Raw genomic sequence first — 12,521 nt, forward strand, 5'->3', positions numbered from 1 at the left:
ATAATGGGTTTGTTCGGGGAGAGGCAGTGTCGATCTGCGCGTTCAAAATGCAGCTGAAACCCGGCGTGATCGACGAATATCGTCGTCGCCATGACGAGATATGGCCGGAGCTGTCGGCGTTGCTGACCGCGGCCGGCATTTACGATTATTCGATCTTCCTCGACGAGGACACGTTGGCACTGTTCGCGGTGCTGAAGCTGCGCGAAGATAATGATCGCGACGCGCTGCCCGACCATCCGCTCATGAAGAAGTGGTGGGATTACATGGCGCCGCTGATGGAGGTGGAAGCCGATAACCGGCCGAAAGAATGGTCGCTTCCGCTGATCTTCCACCATGCGTAGGATCGCGGGATTATCGATCGGCCCGGGCGCGCTGGCCAGTCTTCTTCTGGCCACCGCCGCCCCCGCACAGACCGCGCGGCCGACCGAGAACCTGACCGCGCCGGCGAAGACATTCGGTCGCGTATCCTTAGATGCGCGGTCGCTGATGATCGACGGCAAACGCAAGGTCATCTGGTCGAGCGAGTTCCACCCGTTTCGCCTGCCCAGTCCGGACCTGTGGCGCGACATCCTGCAGAAGATGAAGGCGAGCGGATTCAACACCGTCGCGCTGTATTTCGACTGGGGCTACCACAGTGCGAAACAGGGCGAATACGACTTCACCGGCATCCGCGACATCGATCGCGTGCTGACCATGGCGGAGGAGGAGGGGCTCTACGTCATTGCCCGCCCCGGGCCGTATGTGAATGCCGAGCTGTCGCGCGGCGGTTTTCCCGGCTGGCTGGTCAACCAGAAGGCTCGTGCCCGCACCGACGACCCCGCTTATCTGGCGGCGGTCGACGAGTGGATGTCCAGGATCGACGCGATCGTCGCGCGGCATCAGATCAACGGCGATGGCAAGGGGCATCGCGGTACGATCATCCTCTATCAGATCGAGAACGAGCTGCCGCTGACCACGTCGGCGCAACGGCAGTACATGGATCATCTCTATGCCAAGGTGCGCGCCGATGGCGTCACCATCCCGCTGTTCCATAACGATCAGGGGCGCAACGGCTATTGGGTGCCCGACAGCTCGCCCGTCGACAAGGTGGTGAAGGGTCCGAACGACCTCTACGCGTTCGACGGCTATCCCGGCGGCACCTGTACTGCGACCGGGAAGGTCACGCGCGGGTCGGCTGCGCCCGATTGGGGCTTTTACGGTCCCGGCGGCGCGAGAGGCGGGGCCTCGGCTTCGCCCGACACTCCCGCCTTCCTCGCCGAATTCGGCGGCGGCTGGTTCGATTATTGGGGATCGAATGGCGGCTATGAGTGCAACGCGATCCAGCGCGGCAAGCGGTTCCAGCGTGTCTTCTATGGCACCAACCTGGCGAACGGCATCGACATCCAGAGCTTCTATATGGGCTTTGGCGGGACGAGCTGGGGCTGGCTGCCCGCGCCCGTAGTCTTCACCAGCTACGATTATGGCGCAGCGATTTCCGAAGCGCGCGAGCTGCGCGACAAGGCCGAGGAGCTGAAACAGCTGGGCGGCCTGATCGCCAATGTCCCCGCTCTCGCCGGTATGGTTCCGGCCGGGCCCGCGACAGCCTCCTCTTCCAATATCCAGGTCTATCACGACAAGAGCCCCGAGAGCGGCGCGCGCTTCCTGATGGTCACGCACCGGCCGTCGAACGGCCAGACCGACGACCGCTTCACGATCACCGCCGACCTGCCCGATGGGCATTACACCTTCCCGCAGGCCGCGCCGATGCAGCTGAACGGGTTCGATGCGAAATGGCTGCTCGCCGGAGTCGATCTTGGCGCGCAGCGGCTGGTCTATTCGACGTCCGAGCTACAGTCGCGTCTGACCGTCGACGGCGTGGATCTGGTCTTGCTCTATGGCCGGCATGGCGAGGGCGGAGAGACCGTCCTGCGCTATGCGTCCGCGCCCAAAGTCGAATTGCTCGAGGGGCAGGCGACGAGCGCGTTCGACGCTGCGAAGGGCGACCTTCGGCTGAATTACGCGCATGACGGCCGAACGGTAGTCCGCGTGACCGGCGGCGGGCGTCCGCCGCTCACGCTCCTACTGGCCGACGAAGCCGAGGCTGTGCGCTACTGGCAGCGCGATACCGCCGCCGGCTCGGTTCTCGTACGCGGCCCCGCGCTCGTTCGCCGGGCCGATGCAAGCCGCGACACATTGATGCTGACCGGCGATACCAAGGCCGAGACGCCGCTCGAGCTTTGGGCGCCGGCGGCAATCAAGCAGATGCGCTGGAATGGCGCGGCCGTCGCGCTGAAATCCGGCGCGGTCGGCAACCGCCTCGCGACGCGGCCGCTGGCCGGACCCATGGATTTCGCGCTTCCCGCGCTGACCGCCTGGCGGATGGCGGCGGGATCGCCCGAAACCGATCCGGCTTTCGACGATAGCAAGTGGCAGGCTGTCGACAATCGCGAGGCGGCGACGATCACCGCCAAGCCCGACGGTCAGCCGACCCTTGTCATGGACCCTTATGGCTTCCACGACGGCGACGTCTGGTATCGCGGCCGTTTCGTCGGATCGCCAGAAGCGCAGCAGATCGCGCTGTTCTACGGCGCGGGCGGCGCGGGAATGGTGCAGTTATTCCTCGACGGCAAGCTGGTCGGCCAGGACGAATTGGCCAGCGGCCTGCCGCGGCCGATCACCACCGGACTGGCGCGCTTCGCGTTGCCCGAGACCGCGCGGACACCTGGCGAGCACGTACTGGCGGTCATGGTGCGCAACAACGGCCACAATTGGGACCTCGGCGCGGACGAATTCCACAAAGAGGCACGCGGGCTAGTCTCGGTCTCGATCGAGGCACCAGGCGGGCGCAGCTTCGCGGTGCCGGTCGCCTGGAAGATCCAGGGCAAGGCGGGCGGCGAAACGCTGCCCGATCCGGCGCGTGGCCCCGCCAATAATGGCGGGCAATATGGCGAGCGGATGGGCTGGCATCTTCCCGGCTTCGACGACGCGAAATGGGCAGCAGCGACGGTGCCCGCGGCGGCACCATCGGCCGGCACGATTTGGTATCGCACGCGCTTCGATCTCGCCGTGCCGAAAGGGCAGGACGCCACGATCGCCCTCGCGTTCGGCGATACCGATGTGCCGCGATCGAAGGCGCGCTATCGCGTGCTGCTCTTCGTCAACGGTTGGAACATGGGACAATTCATCGCCCATGTCGGGCCGCAGCGCGTGTTCCCGATCCCCGAGGGAATCCTGAATCATCGCGGCAGCAACACGGTCGCGCTGGCGGTCACTTCCGACGGCGCGCCGGGCGACGCATTGGAAGCGGTCAAGCTGGTGGCGCTGCGCAATGTCGCCGGCGGGGTGCCGGTGCGCATGGTGCCAGCGCCCGCGCATCCCGCCGAGCTCAATTCGGTCGCCGCGAAATGATCGGCGACATCGTCATCCGGCGCCGGTTGTCCGGCCGCCATCATATCAAGGCGCGCGGCCGGGCTCTGCCGGTCGCGCGCTTCATCAACAGGAGAAATTGATTGGCCGCCGTTACCCATGACGTGCCGCACGGCGACGTTATCACAGCGATTGATAAGCTGATCGACAATTTGCTCAACATCAAGGACGAGACGGGCGAGTTTCTGCTCCGGCTCGAGGATGGGCGGGTTATCGACACCAAGGGCTGGGCCGGTTGGGAATGGACCCACGGCGTCGGCCTGTTCGGCCTGTGGCGCCTGTTCGAGCAGACCGGCGACAAGAAGGCGCTGGCGGTGATCAAGCAATGGTTTGACGATCGCTTCGCCGAAGGCACGCCGACCAAGAACATCAACACCATGGCCCCGTTCCTGACGCTGGCCTATCTCTACGAATACGAATCCGATCCGCGCTACGTCTCCTATCTCGACACCTGGGCCGAATGGCTGATGGCGCCCGACGGCCTCCCCAAGACCGAGGAAGGCGCGTTCCAGCACCTCGTTTACAATGACGAGAATCCGGGCGAATTGTGGGACGACACGTTGATGATGTCGGTCCTGCCTTTGGCCAAGATCGGCCTGTTGCTCGATCGCCCGCAATATGTCGAGGAGGCCAAGCGCCAGTTCCTCGTCCACATCAAATATCTCTACGACAAGAAGACCGGGCTGTGGTTCCACGGCTGGAACTTCAACGGCCGGCACAATTTCGCCGAAGCGCTATGGGCGCGCGGCAATTGCTGGGTGACGATCGCGATTCCCGAGATCATCGAAATCCTCGAACTGCCGCCGGGCGACGCCTTTCGCATCTTCCTGATCGACACCCTGGCGGCGCAGGTCAAGACATTGGCCGAGACGCAGGATGCCGATACCGGTCTGTGGCACACGCTGATCGTCGATCCGACCAGCTATCTGGAGGCATCGGCCACTGCGGGCTTTGCTTACGGCATTCTGAAAGGGGTGCGTAAGGGCTATCTGCCACGCCATTACGAGGCGGTCGGGATCAAGGCAGTGAAGGGCGTGCTCGCCAATATCGACGCGGCGGGCGAACTGAAGCAGGTCTCTTTCGGCACCGCGATGGGTGACACGCAGCAATTCTACAAGGACATCGCGCTTACCTCGATGCCTTATGGTCAAAGCCTGGCTGTGATCGCGCTGGGCGAATTCCTGCGCACGTACATCTGATGGCGGCGGTCGGGCATTTCCGGCACGGCGACGGCATGGTCTGTCGCCGCGGCATCGCTTCCGCGGCACCTAGGGGGCGATAAAGATGGCCAGCGCGCCAATCACGGAGAACCCGACTGCACCGATGCGGCCGGTCCGCTGGTACAATCTGCTTTTCTACGGGTCGAACGACATCCTGGGCGCAGGGTCGATGGCCGTCATCAGTACGTGGATCCTGATCTTCTATACGAGCTTTTGCGGCCTGTCGGCGGCGGAGGCTACGATCATCTTCGGCGTGGCGCGCATCCTCGACGCCTTTACCAGCCCGGTGATCGGCCATTTGTCGGACAATCTCGGCCGCACCTGGCTGGGCAAGACATTCGGCCGGCGGCGGTTCTTCATCCTGGCGGCCATTCCGCTTCTTCCGTCGTTCGCGATCATGTGGGTCGCGGGGCAGGGCTTCTGGTATTATCTCGTCACCTATGTGCTGTTCGAGATGGTCTATGCGATGGAGATCATCCCGTACGAGACTCTCGCCAGCGAGATGGCGACCGATTACCGGATCAAGGCCAAGTTCGCCGGCGCGCGCATCCTGTTGGGGCAATGTTCCGCGATCGCCGCCGCGTTCCTCCCCGGGCAGCTGATCAATTATCTCGGCCCCGGCTCGCCGCAGACCTTTCTCTATATGGGCATCATCTTCTCGGCGCTGTTCATGGCTGCCGCTGGCCTGCTCTACGCCTTCAGCTGGGAGCGGCAACGTCCGCCGGGGCTCGAAGAGGCGGAAGCCGAGGCGCGGCCGTCGCTGGGGGCCGCGTTCGCGGCGCTCTATAAGAACCTGTTCTCGACATTACGCATCCGGGCATTCCGGCTGCATCTCGGCATGTATCTGGGCGGCTATATCAGCCAGGACATCTACAATGCGGCTTTCACTTATTTCGTGATCTTCGCCTTGGCCGGGTCGACCACGATCGTCGCCAATTTGGTCGGCGTGACCTATATCGTCCAGCTGATCGCGGTGGCGCTGGCGATCAATTTCGCGTTGCGCATGTCGCCGTCCGCCGCCTACCGCCTTGCCGCCGGCAGCTTCGCGATCGGCGTCGTCATCTTCCTGGTTATGTACTGGGCCGGTTATACCGCGACTTCGGCGCTGTTCTGGCTGCCGGTGGTGTTCGTCGGCCTGGGCCGGGGCGCGCTCAATTACATTCCGTGGGCGACGTACAATTACATGGCCGATGTCGACGAAATCGTGACGGGCCGGCGTCGTGAGGGGGCATTTGCGGGGGTCATGACTCTCGTGCGCAAATTGAGCCAGGCACTTGCCGTGATCCTGGTCGGCCAGGTCATGGAGGCGTCCGGTTTCGTACCGAAGGCCACGACGCAGAGCCCGCAGACGATCATCGCAATCGCTGCGGTGCTTGGCATAGGGACCCTTGTGGTGCTGGCGTTCGGCGTGTTCGTCGCCGCGCGTTTCCGGTTGGATCCGCATACCCACGCCATCCTGCTCGACGAGATCGAGCATTTCCGCGGCGGCGCGCGCAGCCCGACCGATGCGCTTCATGCGAAGGTGGTGGAGGATCTGTCGGGTTGGCCCTATGATAGCCTGTGGGGTAACAATCAGGTAGCTGGCCGTAGTCCAAACGAGCGTCTCGGCGGGTGATGCGCTCCACGCAGGCGGTCGCTGTCATTTCCTTTTTGTAGTTTACGAGGTTCCTTATTTCCAAGCCACCGTCACCCAGAGTGCTGATCTCCGAACAGGCGATCAATGCCGCGCGCGGAATACGGTCGATCAACATTCCATCGACGACACGGATCGCGCGCGCCATCGCGATGGAGATCATCGGCGGCACGTTGAAACCGGGCGACCGGATTTCGGGTGAAGAGGAATCGCTCGAGCGTTTCGGCGTATCCCGGACGGTGTTGCGCGAAGCGATCAAGATCCTGGATGCCAAGGGGTTCGTCACCGCCAAACCCAAGGTCGGCACGCGGGTCCGCGATCGCCAGAACTGGAATTTCCTGGACCCCGAAGTGCTGGCGTGGCGCATCGCGGTCGGGCTCGATCCCGATCTGCTCCAGACGCTTCGCGAGGCTCGCCTCGCCGTAGAGCCGTTCGCTGCCCGCTTGAGCGCGCAACGAGCATCGATCAGCGACCTCGCCGAGATGGAGGCGAGCGTGCGGTTGATGGACGAGGCGATCGGCAACCGGCAGCTGTTTGCCGAAGCGGACCTCAAGTTTCATCGCGCCGTGACCGCAAGCACCGGCAATTTCATCCTGGGATCCTTCTCGGCGATCGTCGAGACCGCCTTGGTGTGCGCGACCTTGCTTCTTCCACTCGAAGACGAGCAGCTTCGCAGCGAAGCGGTACGGCGACATGCCGAGCTGTTCGAGGCGATCGTGGATCATGACGGCGACCGTGCGTCTCGGCTGATGACCGACATGATCGCCTTCGGCGGGGAGGTCGGTGAAATGTCGACAAAGCCGAATCGCCGGCGGCCGGGACAATCCTAGCTTCGATTTCGGCAGCGCCGAAACAACTCCATGCCGGCCGACGCCGATCGCCCGACTGCGACCGGCGTTCGGCAAATGTGTGGCTGCAAATCCTGTACCGAGCCAGCCGCGATAACGAGCGGCCGTAGTCGACCGATCCGGGCCCGCAATATCTCTCTTGCGCTATATTATGTCTGAGTTAAAAAGGGGCGAACCGGCTGGGACAACGTTCCTGGCGACCCGCGCCCCGGTTCCAAGGGAGATGGAAATGCGCTTGTTGCTCGCCGCCTTGGCTATTTGCGTTGCCGTGCCTTCGAGTTCCTATGCGATGGGCGACGAGGACCCTGGTGTGGTCGTCGTTCATGGCGACCGGCCTGCGCCGAAATTCGATCGGCATATCTTTGGTCAGTTCGCCGAGCATCTTGGCCATGGCATTTACAACGGAATCTGGGTCGGACCGCGCAGCAAGATTCCCAACATCAAGGGCTATCGCAAGGATGTGCTCGAGGCGCTCAAGGCGATCCGGGTGCCCGAGATCCGCTGGCCTGGGGGGTGTTTCGCCGACGAATATCACTGGCGCGACGGCATCGGACCGCAGGCAAACCGCAAGGTCTCGATCAACACTCATTGGGGCGGTGTCACCGAAGATAATGCGTTCGGCACACACGAGTTCATGGACTTCTCTGAGCTCGTTGGAGCCGACGCCTATGTCTCGGGCAATATCGGCTCGGCGCCTCCGGTGGAATTGGCCGACTGGGTCCAATATATGACCTCGCCGGTCGGATCGACGCTGGCCAACGAACGTGCGGCGAACGGCCGCAAGGAACCCTGGCGGGTTCCCATGGTCGGGCTCGGCAATGAGCTTTGGGGATGCGGCGGAAACATGCGCGCCGAATATGCCGCAGACCTGACGCGTCGCTACGGCACGTTCGTGAAGATGCCGGCGGGTCAGCATGTCATGAAGATCGCCAGCGGTGCCAATTCGGGCGACACCGATTGGACAGACACCATGATGCGCATCGCCGGAGACAAGATCGACGGCATTGGCGTGCACTATTACACCGTACCGGGCGACTGGGATCACAAGGGCGCGGCAACCGGCTTTGACGAGGATCAATGGGCCCGCACGCTTGCCGCAACCATCCGGATGGACAAGATCATCACCGAACATGCGGCGATCATGGACAAATATGATCCCCGCAAGCGCGTGGCTTTGCTCGTCGACGAATGGGGGACCTGGTACGACGTCGAGCCGGGCACCAATCCCGGCTTCCTGTATCAGCAGAACAGTCTTCGCGATGCGATCGTCGCCAGCTTGAACTTCGACATCTTCGCGCGGCACACGGATCGTCTGCGCGGCGCCAACATCGCCCAGATGGTTAACGTGCTCCAATCGCTGCTCCTCACCGAAGGCGACAAGATGGTGAAGACCCCGACCTATTGGGTGTTCGACATGTACAAGGACTATCAGGACGCGACTGTCCTGACCGTCGACGTCGATTCCCGGTCGTACAGCAAGAACGGGTCCACCCTGAAGGCGATCAGCGCCAGCGCCGTTCGCGATGCGGCCGGGGTCGTGCACATGGGCCTTACGAACGTCGATCCGAACCGTGCCGAAACGGTTCGCGTCAAGCTCGATGGCCTCAACGTCACGCGGGTGTCCGGCCGCATCCTGACCGCCACAGCCATGGATGCGCACAATACATTCGGCGCTCCCGATACGGTCAGGCCGGCGCCTTTCGCCGGCGCCAGGATCAGTGATGGGACGCTGAGCGTTTCGCTGCCGCCCAAATCGATCGTGATGTTGGATCTGCGCTGATCGGCAATTGCCGGCCACACCGGGGGGTATTTGCCGCTTGTCCGCAACGCAGGCGATACCCCCAGGGTGGCCGGATCATTCTCCACAAGGTTCTTTCAAATACCGCCGGCCGACATTGTCGCCATCGAGCCAACCCATGCATCGATCAAGTGGCGCTTTGGGTTGGACGGTCCTGTCCCAGCTTTCTAGCAGTCCTTCGAGACCCACGGCACATCGGATCGCCGTCGAGTGTAGGAGATGCTTGTGACGATGATGGGCCCGGGTGAGATGGCGCGTAAGCTGGGTGGTGGTCTGCTGTCCTTCCCTGTCACCCATTTCGACGCCGACGGTGTCTTTCAGGAAGGGGCCTATCGCGCGCATTGCGCCTGGATGCTCGAACACGAATTGAGCGGGCTGTTCGCTGCTGGCGGCACTGGCGAGTTCTTTTCGCTGACTCCCGATGAGGTGACCAAGGTGGTCGCGGCCGCGGTCGGCGAAGCGAACGGGCGGCTGCCGGTGATCTCGGGTTGCGGTTATGGCACCGCGATCGCGACCGGCATCGCGCGCGACGTTGAAAAAGCCGGCGCCGACGGGGTGTTGCTGCTGCCTCCCTATCTGGTCGGATCGAGCCAACAGGGGCTTGCCGCGCATATCGAAGCGGTATGCAAAGCGACCGGGCTCGGTGTCATCGTCTATAATCGCGACAATGCGATCGTCGACGACGAGACGCTGGCGCGGCTGTGCGATCGCAATTCCAATCTGGTCGGCTTCAAGGACGGCGTCGGCGACATCGAATTGATGACCCGGGTCTATGCGCGGATGGGCGATCGGTTGACCTATATCGGCGGACTGCCGACCGCGGAGACCTTCGCGATGCCGTATTTGACGATGGGCGTTACGACCTATTCGTCGGCGATCTTCAATTTCCTGCCCGAATGGGCGCTGGCCTTTTACAAGGCGGTCCGCGCGGACGAGCGGGCCGAAGTGCTCCAGCGGCTCAAGGATTTCGTGCTCCCCTATATCGCGTTGCGCAACCGCGGCCGGGGCTATGCCGTATCGATCGTCAAGGCGGGGTGCCGCGTCGTCGGGCGCGACGCCGGCCCGGTGCGATCCCCGCTCACCGATCTGACTGACGCCGAGCAGGAGGAGCTGCGCCAGCTGATCGCGCGGGTCCAGCCCGGGGCTCTCGCCGCGGCGGCCTGACGGCGCTAGGCTGGGGCATGTTCGAACTCAGCCAGCTGCGCTGTTTCGTCGCTGCCGCCGAAGAGCTTCATTTCGGCCGCGCGGCGCAGCGCCTCAACATGACCCAGTCGCCGCTCAGCCGGCAAATCCAGCTGCTCGAACGTATTCTCGACGTGACGTTGCTCGAACGCACCAGCCGCAACGTCGCACTGACTCCGGCGGGGCGGGTATTCCTGATCGAGGCGCGCCGCATCGTCCGGCTGGCGGAAAGCGCGCAGCTGTCCGCCCGCCGCGTCGCGCGGGGGGACGCTGGCAAGGTCGCGATCGGCTTCACCGCCATCTCGGGCTATAGCTTGATCCCGCAGATCGTGGCGCAGGCGCGGGCGGCCTTGCCCAATATCGAGCTCGAACTGCGCGAGATGGTGACGACCGATCAGGTCGACGCGCTCCTCACCGGGCTGATCGATATCGGCTTCGTCCGGCCGCCGGTTACGCGCCACGAATTCGATACGGCGCTGGCGCTCGATGAGCCGCTGATGGCGGCGCTCCCTGCGGGCGATCCCCGTGCCGGCAAGTCGGTGCTCGATCCCGCCGATTTCGACGGCCAGCCGCTGATCATGTATGCGCGCCAGGGCGCCGGCTATTTCCACGACATGCTGGTCCGTCTGTTCGACGAAGCGGGCGTGATGCCGGATTATGTCCAGCACGTGACGCAAATCCATTCGATGCTCGGGCTGGTGCGCTCCGGACTCGCCGCCGCGATCGTTCCACAATCGGCATCCGAGCTCCACCTGATGGACGTGCAATTTCGCCAGCTGACCACGTGGCCCGAACGCCCCGTCGAACTCCACATGGCGTGGCGCCGCGACAACGCCAACCCGGCATTGGCCCCGATGCGCCAATTGTGCGCGGAGACGGTGCGGACGTGATCGACCGGCGTGCGTTGATCGCGGCGATGGCGGCGGCCCCGGCCTTGGTCGGCGCCTCGCCGTCTCCCGGCGACCCAATCGGCACCACAAGTCATGGCCGCGTGCGCGGAACGCGCGAGCAAGGCGTGCTGGTCTTCCGTGGCATCCGCTATGGCGCCGACACCGCGCCACGTCGGTTCCGCCGCGCGTTGCCGCCAGCCCCATGGTCCGGCATTGCCGACGCGACGCGCTTCGCCGCTGCTGCGCCCCAGACCGAGGCGAGCGAGCCGATCAGCGAGGACTGCCTGTTCCTCAACCTATGGACGCCCGCGCTCGATACCGCGCGGCGGCCGGTGATGGTCTATCTCCACGGCGGCGCGCACAGCCATGGATCGGGATCGGATCCGCTCTATGATGGCGGCAACCTGGTGCGGCGCGGCGACATCGTCGTGGTCACACTCAACCACCGACTGGCCGGACTGGGCTACGCCTATCTCGCGCAACTCGGCGGCCCGGCCGAATCCGGCAATGTCGGCAATCTCGATATCGTCCTCGCGCTGCAATGGGTGCGCGACAATATCGTCCGCTTCGGCGGCGATCCTGCGCGCGTGATGCTGTTCGGCCAGTCCGGCGGAGGCGCCAAGGTAGTGACGCTGATGGCGATGGCCGAGGCGCGACCCCTGTTCCACGCCGCCGCGACGATGAGCGGCCAGCACGTCACCGCGGCCGGCCCCAATCACGCAACCGAGCGTACCCGCGCCTGGATGGCAAAAGCGGGCGCGCGCGACACCGCGGAACTCGCGACGTTGCCGGTCGAGCGATTGGTCGAGGGCATGGCGATGACCGACCCGATCGAACGCAAGGGGGAGATCAGCTTCACCTCGACGCTCGATCATGACGTGTTGCCGCGTCACCCCTTTTTTCCCGACGCGCCACGAGAAGCGGGGCATATCCCGCTGATCGTCGGCAATACGCATGACGAGACGGGCTATTGGCTCGGCGACACGCTCCGGCGGGGCGATACGACCTGGGACAATCTGTCCGCGCGACTGGAGCGCGAAATGGTCAAGGACGTCGGCGTGGACCATGTCATCGCGCGGTACCGCCAGCTCTATCCCGATCGCACGCCCGGCCAGATTCTGCTCGCCGCCTCGACCGCGGGGCGGTCCTGGCCAGGGCATCTCATCCAGGCCGAAGAGCGTGCGAAGATCGGCGCGCCGACCTGGATGTACCAGCTCGATTTTCCGTCGCCCGAGGCTGGCGGCGTCCTAGGTGCATTCCACACGCTCGACATCGGGCTGGTGTTCGACAACACTCAATTGGAAAGCGCGCGGACCGGTAACGGCGCCGATGCGCGCCGCCTCGCCGGGCGCATGGCCGATGCGTTCATCCGACTGGCGCGGACCGGCGATCCCAATGGACAAGGTTTGCCGCCTTGGCCGCGCTACGACCTGGCGCGGCGCGAGACGATGATCTTCGACCGCGCGTGCCGCGTCGTCGTCGATCCGCGCCGTGACGAGCGCCTGCTGTTCGCGGTGGCGCCCTATATCAAGCCAGGCGGCTGAG

The 12,521-nt window shown here is 64.2% G+C and carries 9 protein-coding genes; all 9 read left to right on the forward strand.

What is annotated here, in order from left to right:
• Positions 1 to 26 precede the first annotated feature (26 nt).
• Positions 27 to 341, forward strand: coding sequence for an L-rhamnose mutarotase (locus tag AC1DSD_RS17190; protein WP_478031790.1), 315 nt, complete (start codon positions 27 to 29; stop codon positions 339 to 341).
• Positions 334 to 3,387 carry a beta-galactosidase gene (locus tag AC1DSD_RS17195; protein WP_478031792.1) on the forward strand — a complete coding sequence of 1,018 codons (3,054 nt, stop codon included), beginning with the start codon at positions 334 to 336 and terminating at the stop codon, positions 3,385 to 3,387. The genes AC1DSD_RS17190 and AC1DSD_RS17195 overlap by 8 nt, the downstream gene beginning before the upstream one ends.
• Positions 3,388 to 3,488: 101 nt before the next feature.
• On the forward strand, positions 3,489 to 4,604 hold the full coding sequence (gene bglB, locus AC1DSD_RS17200) for a beta-galactosidase BglB (protein WP_478031793.1): 1,116 nt from the start codon (positions 3,489 to 3,491) through the stop codon (positions 4,602 to 4,604).
• Positions 4,605 to 4,689: 85 nt separating this feature from the next.
• Positions 4,690 to 6,240 (forward strand): MFS transporter, encoded by a 1,551-nt coding sequence (locus tag AC1DSD_RS17205; RefSeq protein WP_478031795.1) that lies wholly within the window; start codon positions 4,690 to 4,692, stop codon positions 6,238 to 6,240.
• 80 nt (positions 6,241 to 6,320) lie between these two features.
• Positions 6,321 to 7,088 (forward strand): FadR/GntR family transcriptional regulator, encoded by a 768-nt coding sequence (locus AC1DSD_RS17210; protein WP_478031796.1) that lies wholly within the window; start codon positions 6,321 to 6,323, stop codon positions 7,086 to 7,088.
• Positions 7,089 to 7,335: 247 nt separating this feature from the next.
• Positions 7,336 to 8,886: an alpha-N-arabinofuranosidase gene (locus AC1DSD_RS17215; protein ID WP_478031798.1), complete on the forward strand. Its 1,551-nt coding sequence runs from the start codon at positions 7,336 to 7,338 to the stop codon at positions 8,884 to 8,886.
• A 249-nt stretch (positions 8,887 to 9,135) separates the two neighbouring features.
• Positions 9,136 to 10,068 carry a 5-dehydro-4-deoxyglucarate dehydratase gene (gene kdgD / locus AC1DSD_RS17220; protein ID WP_478031830.1) on the forward strand — a complete coding sequence of 311 codons (933 nt, stop codon included), beginning with the start codon at positions 9,136 to 9,138 and terminating at the stop codon, positions 10,066 to 10,068.
• 17 nt (positions 10,069 to 10,085) lie between these two features.
• Complete coding sequence (locus tag AC1DSD_RS17225; RefSeq protein WP_478031799.1) at positions 10,086 to 10,976, forward strand: LysR family transcriptional regulator; 891 nt, start codon at positions 10,086 to 10,088, stop codon at positions 10,974 to 10,976.
• Complete coding sequence (locus AC1DSD_RS17230; RefSeq protein WP_478031801.1) at positions 10,973 to 12,520, forward strand: carboxylesterase/lipase family protein; 1,548 nt, start codon at positions 10,973 to 10,975, stop codon at positions 12,518 to 12,520. The genes AC1DSD_RS17225 and AC1DSD_RS17230 overlap by 4 nt, the downstream gene beginning before the upstream one ends.
• The last annotated feature ends 1 nt before the right edge of the window (position 12,521 follow it).

This window comes from Sphingomonas sp. P4_D12 (assembly GCF_056401895.1).